General features: G+C 54.6%; 20 protein-coding genes and 3 pseudogenes. 14 read left to right on the top strand and 9 right to left on the bottom strand.

The annotated features are described in order from the left end of the window. The first annotated feature begins 6 nt into the window (after positions 1 to 6). The 4 genes and pseudogenes from IFT53_RS23805 (at position 7) to IFT53_RS17780 (ending at position 4205) form a co-directional block, all read left to right on the top strand. Complete coding sequence (locus IFT53_RS23805) at positions 7 to 1167, top strand: acyl-CoA dehydrogenase family protein (RefSeq protein ID WP_243258382.1); 1161 nt, start codon at positions 7 to 9, stop codon at positions 1165 to 1167. Beyond that, positions 1164 to 2504, top strand: a complete 1341-nt coding sequence (locus tag IFT53_RS17790) for an FAD-dependent oxidoreductase (RefSeq protein WP_192067834.1) — start codon at positions 1164 to 1166, stop codon at positions 2502 to 2504. The genes IFT53_RS23805 and IFT53_RS17790 overlap by 4 nt, the downstream gene beginning before the upstream one ends. A 46-nt stretch (positions 2505 to 2550) precedes the next feature. Further along, positions 2551 to 3438 (top strand): annotated as a pseudogene (locus IFT53_RS17785) (MBL fold metallo-hydrolase); the annotation flags it as partial. After that, entirely contained in the window at positions 3435 to 4205 is a 771-nt protein-coding gene (locus IFT53_RS17780) for a sulfite exporter TauE/SafE family protein (RefSeq protein WP_192067837.1), read from the top strand. The pseudogene IFT53_RS17785 and the gene IFT53_RS17780, both read left to right, overlap by 4 nt. Positions 4206 to 4985: 780 nt before the next feature. On the opposite strand, the gene IFT53_RS17775 is transcribed toward IFT53_RS17780, so the two are convergent. The 3 genes from IFT53_RS17775 to IFT53_RS17765 form a co-directional block, all read right to left on the bottom strand. Then, entirely contained in the window at positions 4986 to 5618 is a 633-nt protein-coding gene (locus IFT53_RS17775; protein ID WP_192067839.1) for an exopolysaccharide biosynthesis protein, read from the bottom strand. Positions 5619 to 5701: 83 nt separating this feature from the next. Then, positions 5702 to 6706: a TerC family protein gene (locus tag IFT53_RS17770; RefSeq protein ID WP_192067840.1), complete on the bottom strand. Its 1005-nt coding sequence runs from the start codon at positions 6704 to 6706 to the stop codon at positions 5702 to 5704. Positions 6707 to 6925: 219 nt separating this feature from the next. Continuing rightward, a complete protein-coding gene (locus IFT53_RS17765) occupies positions 6926 to 7897 on the bottom strand; it encodes a GlxA family transcriptional regulator (protein WP_192067842.1) in 972 nt (323 codons plus the stop codon). Positions 7898 to 7998: 101 nt separating this feature from the next. Here IFT53_RS17765 and IFT53_RS17760 point away from each other — a divergent pair, with 101 nt between their 5' ends. The 6 genes from IFT53_RS17760 (at position 7999) to IFT53_RS17735 (ending at position 15387) form a co-directional block, all read left to right on the top strand. Continuing rightward, the gene (locus tag IFT53_RS17760; protein ID WP_192067843.1) at positions 7999 to 8541 is read left to right on the top strand and encodes a cysteine hydrolase family protein; all 543 of its coding nucleotides are present in this window, start codon (positions 7999 to 8001) and stop codon (positions 8539 to 8541) included. 24 nt (positions 8542 to 8565) lie between these two features. Next, a complete protein-coding gene (locus tag IFT53_RS17755; protein WP_197980289.1) occupies positions 8566 to 9435 on the top strand; it encodes an MBL fold metallo-hydrolase in 870 nt (289 codons plus the stop codon). Positions 9436 to 10817: 1382 nt separating this feature from the next. After that, complete coding sequence (locus IFT53_RS17750; RefSeq protein ID WP_192067845.1) at positions 10818 to 11315, top strand: Csu type fimbrial protein; 498 nt, start codon at positions 10818 to 10820, stop codon at positions 11313 to 11315. Positions 11316 to 11328: 13 nt separating this feature from the next. After that, positions 11329 to 12039, top strand: a complete 711-nt coding sequence (locus IFT53_RS17745; protein ID WP_192067847.1) for a fimbrial biogenesis chaperone — start codon at positions 11329 to 11331, stop codon at positions 12037 to 12039. Next, the gene (locus IFT53_RS17740; RefSeq protein ID WP_192067848.1) at positions 12011 to 14431 is read left to right on the top strand and encodes a fimbria/pilus outer membrane usher protein; all 2421 of its coding nucleotides are present in this window, start codon (positions 12011 to 12013) and stop codon (positions 14429 to 14431) included. Before IFT53_RS17745 ends, IFT53_RS17740 begins: the two co-directional genes overlap by 29 nt. Continuing rightward, positions 14428 to 15387, top strand: coding sequence for a Csu type fimbrial protein (locus IFT53_RS17735; RefSeq protein ID WP_192067850.1), 960 nt, complete (start codon positions 14428 to 14430; stop codon positions 15385 to 15387). The genes IFT53_RS17740 and IFT53_RS17735 overlap by 4 nt, the downstream gene beginning before the upstream one ends. A gap of 648 nt (positions 15388 to 16035) precedes the next feature. On the opposite strand, the gene IFT53_RS17730 is transcribed toward IFT53_RS17735, so the two are convergent. From IFT53_RS17730 to IFT53_RS17720, 3 genes are all read right to left on the bottom strand, one after another. Then, entirely contained in the window at positions 16036 to 16257 is a 222-nt protein-coding gene (locus tag IFT53_RS17730; RefSeq protein WP_192067852.1) for a hypothetical protein, read from the bottom strand. Further along, positions 16250 to 16585, bottom strand: coding sequence for an ArsR/SmtB family transcription factor (locus IFT53_RS17725; RefSeq protein WP_197980300.1), 336 nt, complete (start codon positions 16583 to 16585; stop codon positions 16250 to 16252). The genes IFT53_RS17730 and IFT53_RS17725 overlap by 8 nt, the downstream gene beginning before the upstream one ends. A gap of 112 nt (positions 16586 to 16697) precedes the next feature. After that, on the bottom strand, positions 16698 to 17525 hold the full coding sequence (locus IFT53_RS17720) for a DJ-1/PfpI family protein (protein ID WP_192067853.1): 828 nt from the start codon (positions 17523 to 17525) through the stop codon (positions 16698 to 16700). A gap of 396 nt (positions 17526 to 17921) precedes the next feature. Between IFT53_RS17720 and alaE the strand changes: the two genes are divergently transcribed. The 4 genes and pseudogenes from alaE to IFT53_RS17700 all read left to right on the top strand — a co-directional run bounded on the left by alaE (position 17922) and on the right by IFT53_RS17700 (position 19974). Continuing rightward, on the top strand, positions 17922 to 18383 hold the full coding sequence (alaE, locus tag IFT53_RS17715) for an L-alanine exporter AlaE (RefSeq protein WP_192067855.1): 462 nt from the start codon (positions 17922 to 17924) through the stop codon (positions 18381 to 18383). Positions 18384 to 18507: 124 nt separating this feature from the next. Further along, positions 18508 to 18936, top strand: a pseudogene (locus IFT53_RS17710) (cytochrome ubiquinol oxidase subunit I); the annotation flags it as partial. After that, positions 18934 to 19521, top strand: a pseudogene (locus tag IFT53_RS17705) (transposase); the annotation flags it as partial. The pseudogenes IFT53_RS17710 and IFT53_RS17705, both read left to right, overlap by 3 nt. Before the next feature lie 171 nt (positions 19522 to 19692). Beyond that, complete coding sequence (locus IFT53_RS17700) at positions 19693 to 19974, top strand: DUF2474 family protein (protein ID WP_192067857.1); 282 nt, start codon at positions 19693 to 19695, stop codon at positions 19972 to 19974. A gap of 205 nt (positions 19975 to 20179) precedes the next feature. On the opposite strand, the gene IFT53_RS17695 is transcribed toward IFT53_RS17700, so the two are convergent. The 3 genes from IFT53_RS17695 to IFT53_RS17685 form a co-directional block, all read right to left on the bottom strand. Beyond that, on the bottom strand, positions 20180 to 20836 hold the full coding sequence (locus IFT53_RS17695; protein WP_192067858.1) for an RraA family protein: 657 nt from the start codon (positions 20834 to 20836) through the stop codon (positions 20180 to 20182). 41 nt (positions 20837 to 20877) lie between these two features. Beyond that, positions 20878 to 21672: an SDR family NAD(P)-dependent oxidoreductase gene (locus IFT53_RS17690; RefSeq protein ID WP_192067860.1), complete on the bottom strand. Its 795-nt coding sequence runs from the start codon at positions 21670 to 21672 to the stop codon at positions 20878 to 20880. A 310-nt stretch (positions 21673 to 21982) separates the two neighbouring features. Beyond that, on the bottom strand, positions 21983 to 23035 hold the full coding sequence (locus IFT53_RS17685) for an aldose epimerase family protein (RefSeq protein ID WP_192067862.1): 1053 nt from the start codon (positions 23033 to 23035) through the stop codon (positions 21983 to 21985). Positions 23036 to 23069: the final 34 nt, after the last annotated feature.

The raw sequence follows: 23069 nt of genomic DNA, 5'->3' as shown, positions 1-23069 counted from the left end.
AACGCCATGAATGCCGTCGCTTCGCTATCGGAAGCATTCCCGACCTGCACCCAGGATCCGCAACCCACCGAGGACGCGACTACGCGTTTGCGGTTAATCGAAACCATTGCAAGAGACAATTTGACGACCAAGGCCGTCGAGATCGATGAAGGTCACTATCCTCTGGAGGTGATGAAGGACCTTGCCGATGCCGGAAGCTTTGGGTTTCACCTTACGGCAGAGGGCATCAGGTTCGACCTCGCCATCCGCGCAATGGAGGAAATAAGCCACGCGTGCGGTTCGACCGGTTTTTTAACGTGGTCTCATGATGTGATGGGGCTCTATCTTGATCAGACACCGAACATCGAGCTGCGCGAGCGTATGCTTGCCGCCCATACGCAAGGGGAAAGCTTCGGGGGCACGGCTCTGTCGAACCCCATGAAAGCGCTTGCCGGCATCGAGCCGATGCTGCTCAAGGCGAGTGCCGTCGAAGGTGGCTGGAGCGTTTCTGGAAGCCTGCCTTGGGTCAGCCATATCGCCGAGGGTCAGTATTGTGCAGCGATTGCAACCGTAGAGCAGGATCGGCATCTGATGTTCGTGCTGCCACTCGACGGAAGGGCCAAGTTACGACACTGCCCCAAATTTTCGGGAATGGAAGGCACGAGCACGTTTGGCATTACTGTTAGCGAACTGTTCGTGCCATCCTCCGACGTTATCGCAGATCCAGCGCAACCTTTCATCCTGCGAATCAGGGCCGCTTTCATACTGCTCCAGACAGGAATGGCACTTGGTGTGATCAGGGGTGCGATAGCTGACATGCGCCAGGTGGAAGGCCATCTCGGTCATGTGAACCAGTATCTTGAAGATGGCCCGGATGCCATGGCACAAGAGCTGGATGATCTTCGGGATCGCATTCTGGCACTCGCTGCCACCCCCTACGATACGTCAAAGGACTACCTGCTTAACGTTCTCGATATCCGCACCGAAGCATCCGAACTCAGCCTGCGCACCACGCAGTCGGCGCTTTTGCATCAGGGTGCGCGAGGATACCTGATGACGTCGGCGCCGCAACGAAGGGTCCGTGAAGCGCACTTCGTGGCGATCGTCACTCCGGCCATCAAGCATCTGCGGTGGGCAATGGCTGAGTTGGAGCGAGATATCGTTCCAACAATGGAGGACGTGGCATGAGCCAGATCACGATGGAGCCGACTGACGGACGCGGCGACTGGAAGGAATTTCTCTGCCGCGCCTGCGGGATGATTTACAACGAACGCGATGGCGATCCCGATAGCGGCATTTTGCCTGGTACGCGCTTCGAGGACATTCCAGAAGACTGGAGTTGTCCAATTTGCGGCGTCCGAAAGCGGGATTTCGAACCATATGTGAGAGCCAAAGCGAGCGGCCGTCAAGTCGCACCTGTCGCCCGCCGGGTTCGCGGCGGGGTCGTCATTCTAGGCGCGGGAACCGCTGGCTGGAGCGCGGCCGAGGCCATACGCGCAGCCGATCCCGCAGTTGCAATCACGATCGTCACGTCCTGCCGCGGCACTGTCTACAACAAACCCGAACTGGCCGTCGCGCTGCAGCGAGGCATGTCTCCCGATCGAATGGTACGGGAAACCGGAACTGAAGCGGCAGCGCGGCTGAATCTCCAACTATTGAGCGAGACTATCGCCGTCGGGATCTCGGCCAAAACCCGTCGGGTCCGGACGACCCGCGGCCCAATTCACTTCGATAGTCTCGTGCTGGCACTTGGCGCAAAGCCGATCATCCCGCCCTCATTCGATCCCAAACTCTGTTGGCGCATCAACACCCTCGAGACATGGTCCTTGCTTCATAGCCAGCTTCAGCATGGCAGTAGACGCATTGCTGTCATCGGAGCGGGCATGGTTGGCTGTGAGCTTGCCGAAGACTTCGCCCGGGCTGGTCATGCGGTGAGCCTGATCAGCATGACCCCGGAACCGCTTGAGGGATTGATGCCCGTTCAGGTCGGCGGAAAGGTTCGCAGGGGGCTTGAAGGCCTCGGCGTCACCGTCATCGGCGGTGAAACGGCGGAAGAGATGAGCCGGCTGGCCTCCGGAGCCATATCCGTGACTCTTTCCGGCGGTCGGCGTGCTGTCTTCGACCATATTGTATCGGCAGTGGGGCTCGCTACCCAGTCTCGGATGATCAGATCCGCAGGTATCGCCTTCAATGGCGGCATCGTCGTCGACGCATCGACACTGCAGACAAACTCAGACTGCGTATTCGCACTAGGCGATTGTATCAGTATCGGGGGAACGGCATGCCGTTTCATCGAACCTATCAGCCACCAGGCGGCAACCATAGCGGCGCAGGTAACCGGAGGTGTTGCGACGCATTATCACCATCGCCCCCCTGTTATCCGGCTGAAAACACGGTCGGCTCCGGTTATCGTCGAGGGCGCGATCAGGCGAGATGCCGCATGGCAGATCGAGACAAACTCCGACGGGAGCCTCGTCATGGTCCAACGGGACGGTGATCAGGTCACTGCCCGCCTCGTAGCTTGAAGAAGGTCCCGAAATGAGCCTCCAGAACAAAGACAGTACCTTACCGGCCTCCGCCCAACCTAAAGTCCATGCCTTCTACGAAAGCTATACCTCGTCGATCCAGTACGTGGTCGAAGACACCGTGACACGCGGATGTGCGATCATTGATCCCGTTCTCGACTTTGACGAAAAGTCTGGACAAGTATCAACAACAAGCGCCGATCGCCTGCTGGCATTCATCGCGGAACAGGGTTTGGCGCTTGAATGGGTTCTCGACACACATCCGCACGCCGATCATTTTTCCGCTGCCCACTATATCCGCGAAAAAACAGGCGTTCGCACGGCAATCGGTGAAAAGGTCATCGAGATGCAGAAACTATGGCGAACGATCTACAACATGCAGGAACTCACGGCAGATGGAAGCGACTGGGACTATCTCTTCAAGGATGGCGAAAGGTTTTCCATCGGCAACCTAGAGGCACGCGTCATGCTCTCGCCCGGACACACGATGGCCTCGATCACTTACCTGATTGGCGATACCGCATTCATTCACGATACGCTTTTCATGCCAGACAGCGGCAGCGCGCGTGCGGACTTTCCAGGTGCCCACGCCCGGAGCCTATGGCATAGCATTCAGGCGATCCTGTCCTTACCTGCGGCAACGCGCCTGTTCACGGGACATGACTACCAGCCTGGCGGTCGCGAACCACGATGGGAAAGCACGGTCGCTGAACAGTTATCCCTCAACGCGCATGTCCGGAAAGTCCCTGAGGCAGAGTTCATAGAGTTGAGGGAGAAGCGTGACGCGATGCTCCCGATGCCGCGGCTCATGCTCCATGCGCTGCAAGTTAACATTCGCGGCGGTCGCCTGCCGGAGCCTGAAGGCAACGGCAAAAGCTATCTGAGAATACCGCTTGGTGGCATCTCTGGAACGGATACGGTTGGACCAACATGATTGTGACACTTCTGTGCGGCGCCTTGGTCGGCTTCATGCTGGCCTTGGTCGGTGGTGGCGGGTCCATACTTGCGACGCCCCTGTTGATCTACGGCGTGGGAATGAGCCAGCCGCACCTGGCTGTTGGAACGGGTGCGCTCGCGGTTGCATTTAACGCGTTCGTCAACCTCCTATCCTACGCACGCCGCGGACATGTCTGGTGGCAATACGCCATCATCTTTGCCTTATTTGGTGTTGCGGGCGCAATTGCGGGCTCAGTCGTCGGAAAGGCGACCGACGGAAGACATCTCCTCGTTCTGTTTGGCCTTCTCATGCTTGTGGTATCTGTCTTGATGTTCCGAGAACGCAAGACTGTTGTGCCAGATGTAAAGCCCTTGGACCGATTAACGATCATAAAGAGCGGTGGTGCGGCCTTATGTACGGGATTTGCTTGCGGCTTCTTTGGCATAGGCGGCGGTTTTCTTATCGTCCCAGCGCTCATTTTCGTCACCGGAATGCCAACCCTGAACGCCATCGCGACCTCTCTGTTTGTCGTGGGAGCATTGGCACTCACTACGACGGCAAGTTATGCGGCATCCGGGCTTGTGGATTTGAAAATATCTCTTCAGTTCATCGCTGGCGGTATCATCGGCGGGGCTATTTCGGTCTTGCTGGCAAAAAGATTGTCTAGCCACGGGACAATCTTGGGGAGAGTTTTCTCCGTGGTTGTCGCGACCGTCGCCATTTACCTGCTATGGAACGGAATCAGTGAGGCCCGCTCGACCTGATCGACGGAAGATAAATTAGTACGTGTTGTCGCAGTAGTACTGTACGCTTTGTCCATTAAAAGATCTCACAATTGGAGGTGTTTCGTAGCCCCGGGGACATGTACAAGCCCGGTCCAGCCCGTTGTGAACGCGAGACTGAATGGACCGGCGCTTACATCGAAATACCGGAAGAGAGCCTGGGAATCAATCATGAGGACCTTGACACAACTCCGCTGAAAGCATCTCACATCCGTGCCTCTCGTGCGTTGCTTGAACGATCGACGAACTCGCGTTTAGGTCCGAGGTCTCAGTATCGTCAGTTCGCCGGATAGAAGCGCACGGAGGCCACACGGTCCACACCCAAATTTTTCAGTCCGTTTTTCGAACGCTGCAACTGAACGGTATTTTCTTCGCGTCCGGACTGCGAGAGGGCGACGTGTCTGTTCGATTGACCACAGTATAGAGGAACCCTTCGATCTCGTCCTTACCGACCTTCACTTGCTTGAGAGCCTGCCGGATGGGATATCGCCGAGGCTTCACTCAACTCTGCACCCACCACGCTGGTCGTCATTGTGTCCGAGCATTTGCTGGCCATGGACAAGTTTTCTGACCGCTTTGCTGGCCGGTTATTCTCCATTCCTAAGCCAATCGCGTCATCGGCGATCGCAGCCTGCATTGAGAAAGGACGCTTTTTTAATGATCCAACTCCCACCCGCGTTTGTATTGGATTGCGACGATACGCCTGCATTCAAATCGCGTTCCTTTCGTCCCCCTATGGTTGGTAGTAGCAAGGGCGACCTCTTAACGTGCGACCCCGCTAAGGACGGATGCTGCCCCGTAGATCAGGAAGCCAGTTACCGCGGCTGCCATGACGCTGAAAAGAACACCTACCAACGTGATAAGGCCGTCTTTTTCCATGAGGCCTATCGCGAGGACGACCAGCGATATGACAGGCAGGAAATTGCCAAGTGGAATTGGCAGGGCGATCGCGACTGCCATCATCAAAATCGGAAGACCGATTAACATCTGCGCGAATGGGCCGGTCAGGACCTTCAGCCGGTCTGCGCGCACCAAACGTTCTACCCGAGAGACATGCGGCGCGGTATGCCGAACGATGAGCTCAAGAACCTTTGCAGAGAGCCTGCGATCCTTCAGAAACCGGGGAAGCCATACAGTACTCCTACCAATGGCGATTTGAACGGCAACCACTGCCAACGCTGTTCCGAAGATAAGTCCTATCGGGCCAGGTACCGGGGTCAAAGCTGGAAGGGCTAGGATCAGGATTGCAAACGCCATCCCGGCAGGACCCATCGTTGCCATGACTTCCCCAAGCGACAAGCCTCCACGCGCGCGCGCAAGATCGGCGATGGAGAAAAGTGCAGCGGACGCCACACCAGAGGATGGTATTCGGTCTCCAGTGTCGTTATCAGTCAAGAAAAGCTCCTTTGGAATGTTAAAATCCCGCCTTGGCCATTAGGTGAAGCCCGGCTGACCGGGATGCTGAGTAACTGAGATCGTCAGTGAAAACCCTTATCACTTTCCTTTGGGGTCACATCTTGACGCGTTTTGACGAGGCTCCAAACCACGCCCGAAGCGATAATCGCGAAAGTGACCGCAAGGGAAATTGCCGCAGGGAATTTTTCCAGCCCCAGCAGATCGGCGATGAAAATCTTCGAGCCGATAAAGATCAAGACAATTGCCAAGGCGGGTTTGAGGTAGCGGAACCGGTGTATCATGGCTGCCAGAGCAAAATACAAAGCGCGAAGTCCGAGTATGGCGAAGATATTGGAGGTATAGACAATAAACGGATCTGTCGTAATTGCGAAGATTGCTGGAACCGAATCGACTGCAAAAACGAGATCAGCAACCTCGACCATGATGAGCGCCATGAAAAGCGGCGTCATGAACCAGACGAGTTTGCCGGTTTCAGGATGCTGCTGCTTCACGAAAAAGCGTTCGCCGTGATGCTGGTCGGTGACGTTAAAACGGCTTCGCATGAAGCGAACTAGTACGTTTTTCGAAACATCCGGCTCTGCTTCTTTTAGCACAAGCATCTTTATGCCGGTCACAACCAGAAACAGAGCAAAGAAATAGAGGATCCATGAGTACTGGGCGACAAGTGTTGCCCCAAGACCAATCATTATCGCCCTCAGGACGATAACGCCGAGGATACCCCAAAACAAAACGCGGTGCTGGTAAAGCCTCGGAACCGCGAAAAACGCGAAAATCAGTGCGATGATAAACACGTTGTCGAGCGCTAGGGTTTTCTCGACAACAAACCCGGTCATGTAATCCAGACCAGCTTCGGAGCCCAGATACCACCAAACCCAAAGTCCAAATCCCAGCCCGAGAATGATATAGAAAGACGAAAGCTTGATACTTTCGGATATTTCTATCTCCTTGTTATCCTTGTGCAGAATTCCAAGATCAAAAGACAGGATCGCCATCACCAGGCCAATGAATGAAAACCACATCCATAGTGGCTTTCCAAGCCAGTCGGCAAAGAAAAACGTTTGGTCCATACGGCTCTCGATTCAGTTGAAATGGTGATCCCAGCCTGCGACCAATCGGTTGATGTCTCAGTGAGATCCTTTTGTTACACCATTACAACGAAATCGGAATACCTTAAATTCAGGGGGATCTGCGATACTAGTGTTAGTCGGTCACGGCTTGAACGCGAATTCAAAGACTAAGCAGCGTCGCCTTTTCTCTGTGCTGCCTCTTGTTCGTCCGCAAAGTGTCTAAGCACGAAATCTCTGTCGGTATTCTCCTGGTGTAAGGCCGACAATCCGGAGAAAGATTTTTCGAAACGCCCCCGGGTCGGCATACCCAACTTCCCAGGCAATGCGTTCGACGGCCAAAAGCCCGAACTGTAGTAGCTCCTGCGCCTTGGCGACGCGTATCCGCTGAGCGTAGCCCGTCGCGGTCATGCCTGTTGCTTTCTGAAAACGCCTGCTGAAGGTGCGCTCCTCCAGACCTGTGTGTTTCGCCAGGTCCGCAAGTCTAAGGTCTTTGCCGCCGTTGGCTTGAAGATAATGCTGAGCCTTGACAATTGCTGCGTCTCCGTGGGTCAGACGAGGGGCAAAGCCACTGTAGTAGCGTTGCTCGCGCCCCGGGGGATCGACGAGTAACATCCGTGCTGTCTGGGCCATCACTACCGGGCCGAGGAAGCGCTCCACGAGCTTTAGGCCAAGATCGGTCCATGCCATCAATCCTCCCACCGAGATGATATCGCCGCCGTCGATCATCAGCCGATCTGTATCGAGAGCAACATCCGGAAAGCGATCCCGGAAGGCATCGGCAGAGCCCCAATGGGTGGTCACCGTACGGTTGGCGATAAGACCTGTTTCCGCCAAAAGGAATGCGCCTGCGCACACAGAAGCCAAGACGGAACCCTCACTATGACGCGCTCGCAGCCAATTGGCCACCGGCGCGGCGGCCTCCGCTGAAATGGGGGGTGCGAGCGATGGTGGAACGATCAGCATATCGCAGGGTCCGAGGCCGTCTCCGACAGCCACGGGATCGCTGTCAAATGCGACAGTCGGCTCCGCGGCGTGTTGATCAATCCGCAGATGCCTTACACGTAATCGCGTCGTTTCGTGCCCTTCGGCATCTGCAATTCGACCTGCCACCGTTAACAGGTCAGTTAACCCCAGCACTGCCGAAAGCTGTGCGCCTGGATACAGAACAATTCCAATGTGAGCGATCTTCATCTGACGATATTAGCCCTACTTCTGTCAGTTACGCCAGTGGCGTTGAGCGTCGCGCGGAACGATATTGGTCGCATGCATTACACCTTTTGAAAGGATAGATCATGTCAAACCGCGCAATACTCGTCGTTGACCTGCAGAACGAATACTGGCCATCGGGAAGCTTAGCCCTAGATGGAATCGAAACAGCCGCAGCGAATTCCGCCCGTGTTATGGAATACGCTCGTGGAAAGGGCGATTTCGTAGTCAATATTCGTCATGAGATGCCAGAAGGTCCACTCTTCGTTCCCAATACTGTCGGGGCAGAGATCAACGATATCGTCCGCCCGGCGCCGGGGGAGCCAGTCATAACTAAGAACTTCCCGAACTCGTTCCGCGACACGCGGCTACAAGAGCTACTCAAGCTTAAGGGTATCGAAGAAGTCGTCATCGTCGGCGCTATGAGCCATATGTGCGTTGACGCGACTGTACGTGCCGCCAATGACTTTGGATATAAAACAATAACTATCCACGATGCCTGCGCCACGCTTGATCTAAATTTTGAGGGGGTTTCTACTCCGGCAAAACAGGTCCACGCCACGCTCATGGCGGCTTTGGCCTTCGGCTATGGCGAAGTGATTTCGACTGAGGCCTTTCTCGCTCGCTGATATAATCTTTCAGAGGAATAGATCATGACCACACGCAGAGAACTTTTTGCACTGTCAGGCGCTGCCTTCGCCGCCAGCACCCTTCCTGCAAATGCGCAAACAGCAACCGTCCCGGAAAGCGTGCAAATCACCCAGATACGCAACGCTACTCTTCATATCGTCTACAGCGGCGTTCGCTTCCTCGTTGATCCAATGCTGTCCGACCGTCATGCTTGGCCGGGCTTTGCGGGCTCGGTGAACAGCGAGGAAAGCAATCCTCTCGTTCATCTACCGATGACGAAAGAAGAAATCATTGACGTGAATGCGATCATTGTCACGCACCTGCATGAAGATCATTGGGACGAAGAGGCCCGTAAGATCCTTCCGAAGTCGATGCCGGTTTTTGCGCAGAACGAAGCGGATGCGAAGATCATCAGAGGACAGGGGTTCACTGAAGTGCACGTCCTGTCGGCGACGTCGAGCTTCAGAGGTGTAGAACTGATCAAAACAGGCGGTCGGCACGGAACCGAGGCGCACTTTGCCGCCATCGGTAAGCTTTTGGGTGAAGCATGCGGTGTCGTCTTTAAGAAACCCGGGACCAAAACCATCTATCTCGCCGGAGACACGATTTGGCAGGAAGATGTTGCGGCGGCTTTAGAAACGCATCGTCCAGACGTTGCGGTTCTGAATGCCGGCTATGCGATGGTCGTCGGCATTGAGGGCGGCATCATCATGGGAACGCAGGACGTGTTTTCCGTTCACAAGGCCGCCCCGACAACGCTTCTGATTGCAAGCCACATGGAAGCAGTAAACCACTGCACTGTCAGCCGGGCAGATCTTCGGGCTTTTGCTCATGCCAATGGGTTCATCGAGAGACTGCGTACACCCGGCGATGGTGAGATGATTTTAGTCTGACAAGCACCTGTCAGGCGCGCATACTTCAGGTCTGCGCCATGACCATCTGTCGTTCAGCTATTTTTGAACGGTGGGTGCCAGGTGTCTGCGAGACTAATTCGACCGAGCGGCCAAGGCGTACGGCAAACGCTTATGTGAGCTCGGCACCTTTAAATCCGGGGAGCTGTCCAACACCAACGACGCTCCTCACGCAATCATCCAGTAAAGGATGATGGAACCTCTGCAACATCCAAATGGAACTCCACGGGTAATTGCCCCGAGATGGGTAAAGCAGGACATCAGATTCCTTTACACCTTTGCCGGAGGGTGCAGTAGCGGCGTCCTTCCCGGCAAAGCGCGTTGAAAACGCCGCCTGCCGGCCTGACAACGGCCATGGCTATCCCTGAGCACCGATACGCGACATTGTTTATTCTGGCTCACGGATTGGCTGCTTCCTTGATATAACTAGCTGGCGCTCAAAATCTTTTGGCCGATGTTTGTGCTAGTAGCACCACCTTTCCCCGATGAAACTATCGTCACTAAATGACACCCTCCAGGGCTGGCCCCACACACAGATGAGCGAGCTAACAGCCCGCCCACTGTCAGGCAAGTACGGTCTCATCTAAACCCCCTACCTTCATTTTCGCTTGCAATATTGATCGATTTCGCGCGACATTGCCAAATCTGCAGGCACAATTAACCTGTGCGCGCAGACGGCCTTACACATTCTCCTTCGGACTGAACCACTAGAAGCCGGTCGCCCCGGTAAGCATAGCGCTCAACAAGCCGAGCCCAGCGGGCAGATCGGCTCTAGGAACCGGCTTGCTGGTTCATTTCAGGAATGAGTTTCCAAGGAGCGGGCGCTCGATTTTTAGCCTAAGAGCTATTATGACAGGTCGTCGATCGCGGCCAGGGGCAAGTGTGCTGTCCATCCTCTGAAAATGGTTTTACGGCCTAGCAGGCGAATCTTACGTAAGTTTCTTCTGCGCCCCGTGACACCTTCCAGCCGCGGCCAGAGTCGTGGCATCAACATTGATTCTGCCAGGCTCCACGGCCCGATCCGGAAGTCTTCTTAAAAGCCGTCATGACCCGAATGAACCGTCCGGCCGACGTTTCAACAAGCCTTTTCACCGTCATAGCTCATATAGGTCTAGGGCGAGGCGGCCGTGGCGTCCCCTCCCGAGTGGGCAAAATGTTTAAGACAGGCTTAGACTGCTGATCCAACAAACCCGCCTACCGTACGCCAGCGTACGAATCGCCAATGGGAATTGACAGGTTCGCAACTATCAAAATGCAGGGGCGAATTTTCGCTCAGCAGTTGTTTTACAAATTTTAATAAAGGTTGAGTTAGAATTTGCTAATGGGCGTCATGAGGAATGCCTGACAACAACAGGTGAACCCCTATGAAGCTAACATCCTCCATGTTCTATCTGGCATTCTCTGCTGCTATCGTCACGGCTCAGTCGGCTTTGTCGCAAACGGCGACGTCTCAGTTCAACGTCCAGATGACCATCACCTCCGATTGCCAAGTCACTTCCGCCGGAAATCTAGACTTTGGCTCCACTGGCGTTATCAGCGCAAATCGCGATTCGACGAGCTCTATTGTCGTCCAATGCACCAGCGGCACAGCTTACAATCTGGGTTTGGATGAGGGGCATGGATCGGGCGCAACCGTCGCATCGCGCGTTATGACAGGTCCAAGTTCTACCAAGATCAACTACTCACTCTACACGGATGCGGGGCGGACTGCACCTTGGGGCAATACGATCAACACCAACACGATGGCCGCCAGCGGCAATGGCTCTACGCAAACCTATACGGTGTATGGCCGCGTACCTCCGCAGACCACACCGGCGGCAGGGACCTATACAGATACCGTCACCGTCACCCTTACCTACTGAACGGATGTAAGCAATGCGATTGAACCACTTCGCTGTCACGCTGACGGCCGCACTTTGCCTTACACAACCTGCCTCTGCCGCTTCTTTGCGGGTGGCACCGGTCCTCATTGATCTCAAGGCTCCCACCGCAACGTCTCATATCAACCTATGGAATGATGCGCAGAAACCGATGAACGTGCAGGTCAGAGTTTTCCGCTGGAGCCAGGAGAACGGCAGCGATGTTCTCACTCCCGCCACAGACGTTGTTGCAAGTCCGCCAATCACAAGTGTCAAACCTGGCGGGCAGACCTTGGTGCGGATTGTCCGAACGGCCAAATCACCCGTTGCACGTGAGGAAAGCTACAGGCTGGTTGTTGACGAACTTCCCGCTGCAGGTCGGCAAGGATCGACAGTCGTCATGGTGGTGCGTCACTCTATCCCGGTTTTCTTCGAGCAGAACTCCACCTCCGACGCCTCGGTCGACTGGTCGGTTGCTCCGGCTGTAGGCGGTTATCGTGTCACGGCAATTAACAAAGGCGACAAACGGTTAAAGGTCGCCAATCTTTCGGTCAAAGCGGGCAACGCCTTGCTGGGACGGCGAAACGGCCTCGTCGGTTACGTGCTGGGACGGTCCAGCGTAAACTGGTTTGTTGAGGGTAAGAAGTTTTCTGGCGGTGCCATCACTGTCCAAGGCGAGAAGGAGGGCGGAAGCTTCCATGCCACGGCGAAACTCAAAGGCGGCTAGTGTTCGCCTTGCTTCTACTGTGGGCCTTGTATTGCTTTCCTTCAGTGGCCAAGGTTTTGGACACGACAACACCACATCAATCCCAGGTGTCTCTACGTTAGAAAGACAGAGGGATCTCCAGCTCGAGGTATTCGTCAACGGAACATCGACTGGACTGATTGCCGCTCTACGGCAAGGGCCGGATGGACGGCTGACAATTGAGCCTGAACAACTACGCAACTGCGGCTTATCGCCCGCAGATGATGCGCTCGTCGGCGATGGATGGATTGATGTTTCAAAACTCCCAGGAGTTTCGTTCGAATATGACGAAGCGAACCAGACAATTGCCTTTGCAGCCGCACTGACGTCTCTAGCTGCTCACAAAATCAGGTCCGGTGCACGAGCGGAGAAAGAAAACCCGATCGCTGCGGTCAGCAATACGGGCGGGCTGATCAACTTTTCCGTTTACGCATCGTCGGAGTCTCAGGAGTTCCGTGACCCTTGGGCGTTTAGTGGGGTCTCCGGCTCGTTTGAGGGCCGGCTCTTCTCTCCACTGGGTCTTGTTACATCGTCGCAGATCGTCAGTCTTTCACCAAACGAGCTCTACACGGGGGCTAGGCTGGATACAGCCTGGTCTTATAATAATCCGGACAACATGATGAGCTACCGTATCGGCGACACCATCACTGGCGGACTGAACTGGACGAGGCCGGTTCGGCTCGCAGGAGTGCAGATCCAACGCAATTTTGGTTTACGTCCAGACCTGGTCACAATGCCGCTTCCAGAGCTTTCCGGAACCGCGGCCGTTCCGTCGACGGTCGATATCTACGTCGACAATGCGCGCCGCCTTTCTCAGGAAGTTCCGGCAGGGCCATTCTCAATATCGGATGTTCCCGTGTTTACCGGAAACGCTACAGCCCGGCTCGTGGTTCGAGATGGGCTTGGGCGCGAGACTATCACAGAGACGCCGCTCTACGCATCGTCTTCATTGCTGGCAGAGGGCTTGTTCGACTATTCGGTCGAGATGGGATACGCCCGCCGAGCCTTTGGTATCGAATCCTTCTCCTATGACGAGCGTTTGATGGGAACCGCCACGGGCCGCTATGGTGTTGCCGATTGGCTCACATTGGAATCTCATGGAGAGGCGGGTTCCGGGTTCTGGAATGCTGGCTTTGGTTCGACAATTGGTCTTGGCAGCTTTGGTATAGGAACAGCCTCAGGTGCGATAAGCCAGGACAAGGGTACGGGCTTTCTTGCATCAGCAAGCCTGGAGACGGAGTTTTGGGGAATGCAATGGCGGGTGAGTACGCAACGCACCTTCGGCGACTATAGCGATATCGCGACTGTCACGGCTAATCCGAGCGGACGCCCTTCACAAACCTCTCTGCGCGGTGCCGCGCCGCCGCGTGCACTCGATCAGATCAGCGTGTCGATGCCACTCGGCTTCGATCCGACCACGCTCAATCTCAACTTCACCCAGATCGAGACCGTGGATCAAGAGAGGTCGCGTATTGTTGGAGTTACTGCCAGCCGGTCGATGGGAGAAAGAGGTAACGCATTCATCTCCGCTTATGCCGATCTTGAGCAGAGGGATGCTTTCGGGATCTTCGCTGGGATAAGCTGGTCCTTCGGAAACGGCACAACCGCATCATCAGGAGTTACCCATGACGCCAACGGGTCTTCGCTAGTTTCTGAATTCGGCAGCCGGAGACAATTAACGGAGGGAGATCTCGACGTTCGGCTGAGCGACACAGAGGGTGCAAAACGCAGCCGCGCCGCCAGTGCTGCTTATCGCGGCTCTACAGGAAGGATCGAAGGTCGGATCGAGCAGGTGGAGAAAGCGATCTATGCCCACGCTCAGGTTGATGGGTCACTGGTGATCGCTGGCGGCGACATTTTCCTCAGCGACACGATAGACGATGCTTTCGCGATCATCGACACGGGTGCACCCCAGGTGGGCATTGAGTTCGAGAACAGGCCGATCGGTAAGACGAACCGCAACGGTAAGCTGCTTGTTTCAGACCTCCGCTCTTATGAAACGAACGCGATCAGCATCGATCCGGCAACGATACCCATGGATGCTTCGATCGATGCGACCGCTCAAAAAATCGTGCCGCATTTCAACAGCGGTGTCGTCGTCCGCTTCAAGGTCGAAGCGCAGGAAGCAGCGGTTGCTCTCGTCCTGTATCGTATGGATGGGTCCTTCGTTGAACCGGGCGCACTGGTCAAGTCTCAAAACGCAGAGTTCGTCGTCGGTTATGATGGACTTACCTACATCACCGGGCTGCGAGGTCGTCAAACGCTGATTGTGGAAGTGCCAGGGAGAGCCGCATGCGAAATGACGGTGGAGCTGGGGTCAACGACGTCTACCCCAAGGAAGACTCAAGATGTCATATGCGGAGATAGCCCATGATCAGGACGAGCATCGTTATCACCGTTATGGTTCTTTGGAGCTATTTTCTCGTCGCGCCTGCGCAAGCACAGGTCTGCAATGTCAGCATGTCGAATATTAACTTCGGCGCCGTCAACCTCCTGAGTGGAGCGGCTGTCGATAACACAGGTACGGCGAGCATCAACTGCGCCAATCTTCTCAATATCAGCACAAATGTCAGAATTTGCCTCAGTATCGACAGCGGCGCGGGAGGAATGACTGGTGGCGTTCGAACCATGGCTGGTGGCTCTAACATGCTTCAGTATCAGCTTTATCAGGATGCATCGCGAACCATACCTTGGGGCACAGCCAATCATAACTTGCTCGGAGCGCCTCGGCCACTTGACTTCCTGTTGCTACCATTGACAACGCTGGCGACGACTAGGACCGTTTACGCTCGCGTCCTTCCTAACCAGCAGACGGTTCCCGGGGGAGCTTACTCTTCCGCCTTTTCTAGCGCCCATGCCCGGGTCACCTGGGCACCTTACACTTTGATCGCCCCGTCCTGCGCATCGATCACTGAAAATCCAAGCAGTGCCGCGTTCAATATACTGAGCTTCGTGGATCGGACATGCAGTGTCTCAGCTCAGACCCTGAGCTTTGGGAGCCACGGCTTGCTTAAAAGCCAGATCGACTCTGCCAGCCAAATCGCCGTTAACTGCACAGCAGGTCTTCCTTTTTCCATCAGTCTCAATGGGGGCTTGGCCAACGCTGCCCCAGTTGCACGCAAGATGACCAATGGTAGCCATTCGATTACCTATGGTTTGTTCAGAGATGCCGCCAGATCTCAACTCTGGGGCGCCGTCTCGAACCTCCTGGCGGGGGGAACGGGTAACGGGCTCATCCAAAACCTGACGGTCTACGGTCGCGTGCCACCACAGATTACCCCTCCGGCTGGAACCTACACAGATACCGTTGTCGTCACGGTGACGTACTGAGGAAAGCTCACCTCAACGGAATGCAACAACCGGATTTTATCACGCGCTGCCAAAGACGTGTTGCTCGAGGTAACGCATGTAGGCTTCGAACGGACACGAGCAAACCGAGTATCCCGAAGACAATAGCGGCTCGCGCGTCCGGTGACTGCACTATGGCAAGTTAAGCAATCCCAGCACCTATCATGAGATTGAACACCATTGAACATTGTGGTGAGGATCGTTCCCGTGTCGAAGGCTGCGTAATGTCATAATCGTCAGATAGCCGTAAGTAGGCCGATCGCTGCCTAGAAGATATCTTTGTGCCAAAGAGCAAGCGGGAACGATGTTACCGAAACTATTCCCATCCCCCAAACGAAAACGCGGCCCCACCTGCGGTGTGAGGAGCCGCCTTTTGTTGTGAACAGCGGAACAATACCACCGCATATTCCGATAGCCCGAGACGATATGCAAAAGAAGAAGGGGATGCCGAATCCAGACCACCCACCGATGATGTCCTCAATCATGGGCATCCTCATGGCCGAGAAATTTGTGGTGGATTTCCCTCGTTAACGCGGCCACCCACCCTCCTCATTTGCCTGTGGCGGACCAGCAATGCCACAGCGTTAGAAGGATTGTGCCCATTGGAACAGGCACATGACGCCGAAAGCATCATTCGACTTCCCGCAAGATTTTCTCAATCGCCTCTAGTCTCGCTTTCAGTTCTGTTACTTCCGTTTGAAGTCCCGCAATCGCCGCGTCAGCATTCGTCACTCGTTTAATTTCAAGCCTACTCCGATAAGCTGCTGCAGCATATTTCATGGCGAAAACAGCAAGCATCGCGGTAAGGAGTAGGATTGATATGGGATAGAAATTCGCGGACGTTTCAGTCATCAGATTCTCCGGTGCTATGAAGTGTGCCAGGCGTCGGAAACGGTCCTGCCTGTGCGATAGATTGGGGATCGACAGCGAGCGCAAAAGGCACAATCTCGTAGAAATTGGCGGCTTTCCCGCTTTCCGCCGTGTCGAATTGGCTGACGACCAATTCCGCGGCCTCGAGTTTGCGTAAGTGCATTTTCATGAGTGGTCGACTGATTTGGGCTTCCCGCGCAAGCTCACTGACATAGGCGCGCCTGCCATCGGAAAGGTGCGCGACGATCCAGAGCCGCGCGGGATGTGCCAGTGCTTGTATCGACAGCAGCATTTTGTCGGATGTCTTCATGAGACGGTCTTTCATAGAGGTGTATACGGTAGCGGGAGGTTGCCCTTCGCTGCGTGTCAGCCGGAACTCCAGATATGGCTGACAGATGTTGGCCACTGCCCAACCCTTTGCCTCAATGATACTTGTCCATGACTTCCGCGGCTTTCCGTGAAACCTCAGCCATGTCGATGCCAGCAGAAACCATCCAGGAGATCGCCGCGTTGGTTATCTCTGGACCGGCTTTAGCAGGTACACCCACATCGAATGGAGGCTCTGGATCATACTGCATGGCGAGCTGCTGGACTTTAGCAGTGTGTTCGTCGGTGACCTCCGCGAGCAGTGCAAGCCCAAAATCCAACCCCGCGGTCACGCCGCCGCCGGTGATCCGGTTTCGATCCTTAACGACTCGTTTTTCAACAGGGTTGGCACCAAACAGCGGCAAGAGACCCATTGCCGCCCAATGTGTCGCTGCATCGTACCCTTTAAGCAGTCCTGCCGCGCCCAAGACAAGTGCGCCGGAGCACACAGATGTCACGTATTTCGCCCTCGCCCCGCGATCTGCGAGCAACCTTAGCAGCATGTCATCATGCATAATATCAACCTGACCAGGACCGCCAGGAACAAACAGGACGTCCAGATCTTGAGGGCAATCTTCGACCAAAGTGTCTGCCTGCAACACTACGCCACTGTCACTCATCATCACATCAGTGTTCTTCCAAACGAGATGAACGTCACAGTGTGCATTGAGGACCGTCTGCGGACCAATCAAGTCTAGTGGCGTCACACCCGGAAAAAGCAGCATGGCCACTTTAGGGCGCGGGGCCGCGCTCGGGCGATCTACGTGATACTTTTCCCCCTGCAAAGCGAGCTGGGCATTCCTCTTGGCCACCGCGTCCGACGCAGCCAATGCGATTGAGCTCGCGGCTAAGGCCCCAAATGATCGGCGATTAACCTTCGGCATCGTAGTCTCCATGTTAGCGGGCAGCTTCAGCGGAATTAATACAGGAGTTCGCTAAGCCTACCCTCGTTGCGATATTAAATTCTTACGGGAAATATTTTTATTCCGCAATGCGACAAACCGTCACCTTGCAGCATCAAGCGCTCTACCCGAACTATTGTCGGCGACATAATTGCTACTTCACCTGGCTCAGCATTGGTCTTGACCAGGAAACCAAAGCAGTTGGTTCGGTTCGTCATATGCAAGAAATGAATGATGCGCCAAACAACAGCGTCCAATTTCCGTCTTCTGGCATGACTAAGGCGGACCTATACGTCGCAACGGACGTTAGTTGGCAATATAAGGGCCTCCTTCTACGCCGGAATGTGCACCCACACTGAAATCTAAAAGGACTGTAATGTGACAGAGCTCAACACCCACCCGCCACGGCGGACGGCATTTTTGGCCGATACGACTGCATTGATCCTCTTCTTCACGACAACCGGCACGATTAATGAACGCTTCGTCGCCGGCATGACATGGGAGCAAGTGTTTCATGCTCGTCTTCTTGGGGCGGCTCTCATGGTACCTGTTGCGAGACCCTACGGTTTGTGGCGTGACTGGTTGATGGCTGGGGCAAGCGAAAAGCAGACGTCACGATTGCTGCGGGACAGCATGGCGTTAGTGAGCTTTCAGGTGCCGATTTATGCTGCAATCATAGCGTTTAGCGGTGCGTCGGGATATGGTTTGGTGTGGGGCGTGTTGAGCGCAGCTGTTATGATGCTTGTCCTCGGTCGCCCATACGGGGCGTTTCTGAATCTGATTAGAAAACTTTTTGGTTTGCCACCTGGTGGTGCAAAGCCCATGTCACTCAGTGGGTGAGCCGTTAAATTCCCCTCATAGCCAATAAGCCCTCGCCTTTAGTCGCTGCGAGAATTTCAATGAACGCCAGAAAGGTAACGCTGCGGACCGGTGTTATTGGTGGCGGAGTGCCGCATGTGATGTTTTGGTGTGCGGTATTTTGGCACGCGCGTTTACAGTTTCATTCCACTTCATCTTCCCGGCCTTCTCAATTGGCACCGCCAGTTAGCTCGCCGTTCTCAACGCGCTCTGGCTGTGGAAGCGCGATCCCGTTTAGTTGAAGCTTTTCGAGTATTGGAAACCCATAATCGCCATCACTTCTGGCATGGGCGTTGTTTCCGGTATCCTCATGAGCTACCAGTTCGGTACAAACTGGGCCGTATTTTCCAACAAGGTCGGCCCGGTCATCGGGCCGCTCATGGGCTATGAAGTTCTGACCGGCTTTTTCCTTGAGACCGGATTTCTGGGTATCGCCTTGTTTGGACGTAAACGTGTAGGCGATCGCCTTCACATGTTTGCGGTCGGCATGGTGGCGGTCGGCACTCTCATTTCCGCAACGTGGATCTTGTCCGTGGCAGCCACTGGCATGTGCCGCATTGAACCTTTGCTGGAGCGGATCGCTGCGGATCAATCACTGCCTGAATTGGCCCGCGAGCTTTTTGCCATGCATGGCGTCGAGTACCGAGACTTACTTGCCGAAACGAAAGCCGTCGACGAGAAGCGGATCGCGTTGCATCGTCCCGTTGAATGCGGCAGGCGCCTGGCTGAAATTCCGGGTGTCGGGCCGGTCGGCGCATCGCTATTGATGATGAAGACACCAGACCCCCGAATGTTGAAGTCGGGTCGCGATTTTGCCGCTTGGATAGGGCTCACGCCCAAAGACCATTCGACCGCAGGCAAGATCAGATCAGCGGTGATTAGACGTGCTAGTGACGAAATACTGAGGAGCATATTGGTGGTCGGTGCCACTGCTATTCTTCAGCACGTCAGAACAGGTCGAAGCAGGCATGCTTCCCGATGGCTCACCGAATTACTGCAAAGGAAGAAACCGAAAGTGGGTGCGGTGGCGCTCGCCAACAAGATTGCCCGTGTCGACTGGAAGTTCATGGTGAGTGGCGAGCCGTATCGGCGGCCAGAAGAGCAAACGCAAGCAACATAGGAATTGGCCACGGCGAGCAGAATAGAACGCTACCGTGTTGAGCTGATGCTGTGAACTCGAAAAAGAAAAGCAGGTGGTACGATTGATCGATCCAAGACGCGTGATACTCCGTTAGTTATAATGGCCTTCAAGGCCGTTGCCGTGTAAGGAACATGCGTTGCGGAAACCATCTTGGTCAGTGGTCATGTGCGATCACACGAAAAGGCCGCACATATGGAAGCAAGCGATCCGATCAAAATATCTGTAAAAATCACTTGCAAGTGGAGCCGTCCACATATCGAACTGGACGCACAAGACGATGAATGCTCACGCAGCCTGACCTGTGGCCTTCGCCGAATGATTACGCAGCAGCCTGTCTTCAGACGGTTGTTGTGGTTCGTCGGCATCTGGCTTGCGAGCATGATCGTCCTGACGATGGCGGCGTATGGCATCCGGCTGATCGTCTTAAGGTAACGTTGACGGTAGGATTGGCAGACCCTCCAAAATGAGCAACAGAGACTTTTAGGATCGGCTGTCCAAAGTCACTTTGCGGCAATGGCAGGATAAGTTATACCAGCGTACCGAGCCTAACGGCGATCAGCGAAAAAACGAATGTGGACATTTCGCACTTAGGCCTCCCTCTCTAGAGCGGAAGGCCGTCCTCGCGGTCGCCAAATAATCAAAGAACCCCGTATTTATCGTAAACTTCTCCAAGAAGACTACCCTGACGAAGTTCATCACGTGTGTGATCTTCTGCAGCTACTTTCTGACGAGCCCGCTTGATAATCGTTTCAGCGTGCTGTTGCGGGATAATAACGACCCCATCAATGTCGCCGAAAACAAGATCGCCGGAAATCACGGTCACACCGGCACACTCGACTACGGTGTCCATCTCAACCATTCGAGCCCTTCCTCGGCTATCGAGTGGGCCAATCCCTCCGTGAAATACCGGAAATTTAAGTTCCCGAATCTGGCGCAAATCGCGGACTAGGCCGTCGGTCACGCATCCGACCGCACCGCGCGCCATAGACGCCGTTGTGAGGAGCTCACCCCACGGGGCAATGCGATCTGTGGGGCCGTTGCAAGCAAGCACCGGGACGTCACATGGCTTCAGATCATCAAGCAGCTTAATTTCGATCTCATAGGGATTTTCACCCTCCTTCACAGAGTAGGTGTCAACGAACAGACCGGTTCTGGCCCGACCCATGAATGTGAGCGTGTCATCGACCGGGCGAATGAACGGGCGCAAAGCCTGGTTCTTGAATCCGCATTCGTCCAATACGTCACTAAGAACGGCTGAGTAGAGTTCTTTCGTAAGCTGTTTGAAGTCGAACATTCTGCTATCCTTGTTAATGTTGGTGTGTCCGATATTTGCTGTTAGATCCAACCTGCATCGACAACAAACGTTTGTTTTGAGACCATGCAGCTGTCACTAGCCCCCAGCCACAAGCACATGCGTGCAATGTCTGGAGAATGGAGCCGACCCTTGAGGGCCTGTCGCTCGCCTATTTGACGCTCACCGTCCTCATTGAGCCATAGCGAAACCTGTCGCTCCGTCATGACCCAGCCAGGCGCGATAGCGTTGACGCGAATGTTTTCGCCGCCAAGTTCTGTTGATAGGGCGCGCGTCAAGCCTACAACAGCGGCCTTGGACGTTACGTAAACCACGCAATCGCCGTCGGCGACGGTCCAGGTGATCGAGCTAAAGTTGATAATAGAGCCACCTCCCGCCGCCTTCATTTGTGGCCGGACAGCTTTCGCTGTGAACAGCTGATGTTTGAGGTTTACCGCAACCCGATCATCAAAATATTCCGATGTAACATCCTCAAGCTTGTGACGATCGTCATTCCCCGCATTGTTGACTAGCACTGTGATCGGCCCGACGTCGCGTCCGACCTGCTCGATTACATTCTGCAGGTCGCCGACATTTTTCAGATCGCAACGCTTGAAAACCGGACGGTGGCCGGCCTTTCGTTCGAGTTCGTCGCAAAGCGAAAAGCCAGCGTTCTCGGCGATATCAACGAAAACCACTTTACTGCCCTGATCGTGGAAATGCTCAACGACGCTGCGCCCAATTCCGGACGCGCCCCCAGTGACAAAAACTACCTTGTCACGCAGGCTTGGGTAACGGGCGCTTCCTTCCACTACCCCAGTTTCTAGAGATACGGTCATGCTGAGAATCCTTATTTCAGCGTTTAGGTTTGCAAATAAGTCCGCCATAGCGACCTTGTAACTTGCATACTTTGAAGGACACGTTCCGCCAGCATTAGCCACTAGACTGCCGACGGAGATTTCCCCCTCAGCGTGTTCCGACCTGGCGAAGTGATTGGCTGCCAATAGCACAGTCAACGTGGATGACAGCACTAGCGGTCAGAACAACGCCGCTGATTCCTGCACGCGACATTCTGCAAATAGGAGCGCATGGTCACGCACTGTGGATCGTTCCGTCGAGTTGACCCGGGTTGGCCTTGACGCATTTCGTTCAGCCGTTAGAGAACTGAAACTCCATGATGTGGTGGTAGACTTCGCCCGCCATCACTCTTGCTGTTGGGAAATGACCGAATGTCGGAGATCCGGGAAACTTCTGCGTTTCAAAAGTCAGGCCCGAATAGGCCTGATAGGGGTGATCACCTTTTCCAACGACACTGCTCTCGATATATCCACCAGTGTAGATCTGGACGCCCGGCTCAGTTGAGCGCAGTGCAAGGCGTCTTCCACTGACTGGATCTTCCAACCTAGCGACGGGCCGCAAGCCATTCCCGCGCACGACCCAATTGTGATCGTAACCTCCGCCACTCAATTGGCCGACCCCGGTATTTGCAATTTTCATTATATCAGCACCAATTCTCTTAGGTGCACGGAAATCGAACGGGGTATTATCGACCCGACAAACCTCACCCGTTGCCAACAAATTCTCATCGACGGGCGTGTAGAAGTCTGCGTCAACCACGAGAATCTGACCGAGGATATCTCCGGACGTGTGGCCAGCTAGGTTCCAGTATGAATGATTGACCATATTGAGGATTGTGATCTTATCACTGAGACCAGTCATCTCAATTAGTAACCTCTCGTCGTCGCCCAGGGTATATTTCACTTTTAGCAGAAGGTTTCCAGGATAACCTTCATGACCATCCGAGGAAAAGTGAGTGAAAGTGACCGAGTTTTCTCTTTCATTGGGAAATGCCGCCCAAATAAATTTGTCGAAGCCGCGACTCCCACCGTGGATGTGGTTGCCACCCTCATTTTCGGTAACCTTGATCCTACTGCCGTCAAGGTCGAACGCTGCGCCTTGAATTCGATTGGCATAGGCTCCGCACGTGGAGCCAAAATATGTATCGGTGGTCTCGTAATCCTGCAAACAATCGAAGCCCAGCACGATGTCAGCCAACTTTCCAGCGCGATCAGGCGTGTGCAACTGAACAAGCCGTGCACCAAAGGTGATTAGCTTGGCCGTTAGGCCGTTGCAGCTCGTCAATGTAAAGGCGTCTACAGGCTTGCCTCCGAAAGAGCCAAAGTATTCTTGCTGAATTGTCATTTTAAATCCATTGCTCTCATTTCGATAGAAAGAC

Origin of the sequence: Rhizobium sp. CFBP 13644 (genome assembly GCF_014842165.1) — a bacterium.
GTDB classification, from domain to species: domain Bacteria; phylum Pseudomonadota; class Alphaproteobacteria; order Rhizobiales; family Rhizobiaceae; genus Agrobacterium; species Agrobacterium tumefaciens_C.
Note: the sequence above shows the minus strand (reverse complement) of the source record. Positions and strands in the feature narration are given on the sequence as shown.

Bases quoted from the DNA above. Each gene is read 5' to 3' on its own strand.
- IFT53_RS17755 (WP_197980289.1), top strand. From the start codon at position 8,566: ATGACCACACGCAGAGAACTTTTTGCACTGTCAGGCGCTGCCTTCGCC.
- IFT53_RS17765 (WP_192067842.1), bottom strand. From the start codon at position 7,897: ATGAAGATCGCTCACATTGGAATTGTTCTGTATCCAGGCGCACAGCTT.
- IFT53_RS17745 (WP_192067847.1), top strand. From the start codon at position 11,329: ATGCGATTGAACCACTTCGCTGTCACGCTGACGGCCGCACTTTGCCTT.
- IFT53_RS17740 (WP_192067848.1), top strand. From the start codon at position 12,011: ATGCCACGGCGAAACTCAAAGGCGGCTAGTGTTCGCCTTGCTTCTACT.
- IFT53_RS17720 (WP_192067853.1), bottom strand. From the start codon at position 17,525: ATGCCGAAGGTTAATCGCCGATCATTTGGGGCCTTAGCCGCGAGCTCA.
- IFT53_RS17695 (WP_192067858.1), bottom strand. From the start codon at position 20,836: ATGTTCGACTTCAAACAGCTTACGAAAGAACTCTACTCAGCCGTTCTT.
- IFT53_RS17750 (WP_192067845.1), top strand. From the start codon at position 10,818: ATGAAGCTAACATCCTCCATGTTCTATCTGGCATTCTCTGCTGCTATC.
- IFT53_RS17690 (WP_192067860.1), bottom strand. From the start codon at position 21,672: ATGACCGTATCTCTAGAAACTGGGGTAGTGGAAGGAAGCGCCCGTTAC.
- IFT53_RS17790 (WP_192067834.1), top strand. From the start codon at position 1,164: ATGAGCCAGATCACGATGGAGCCGACTGACGGACGCGGCGACTGGAAG.
- IFT53_RS17685 (WP_192067862.1), bottom strand. From the start codon at position 23,035: ATGACAATTCAGCAAGAATACTTTGGCTCTTTCGGAGGCAAGCCTGTA.
- IFT53_RS23805 (WP_243258382.1), top strand. From the start codon at position 7: ATGAATGCCGTCGCTTCGCTATCGGAAGCATTCCCGACCTGCACCCAG.
- IFT53_RS17780 (WP_192067837.1), top strand. From the start codon at position 3,435: ATGATTGTGACACTTCTGTGCGGCGCCTTGGTCGGCTTCATGCTGGCC.
- IFT53_RS17770 (WP_192067840.1), bottom strand. From the start codon at position 6,706: ATGGACCAAACGTTTTTCTTTGCCGACTGGCTTGGAAAGCCACTATGG.
- IFT53_RS17735 (WP_192067850.1), top strand. From the start codon at position 14,428: ATGATCAGGACGAGCATCGTTATCACCGTTATGGTTCTTTGGAGCTAT.
- IFT53_RS17730 (WP_192067852.1), bottom strand. From the start codon at position 16,257: ATGACTGAAACGTCCGCGAATTTCTATCCCATATCAATCCTACTCCTT.
- IFT53_RS17760 (WP_192067843.1), top strand. From the start codon at position 7,999: ATGTCAAACCGCGCAATACTCGTCGTTGACCTGCAGAACGAATACTGG.
- IFT53_RS17725 (WP_197980300.1), bottom strand. From the start codon at position 16,585: ATGAAGACATCCGACAAAATGCTGCTGTCGATACAAGCACTGGCACAT.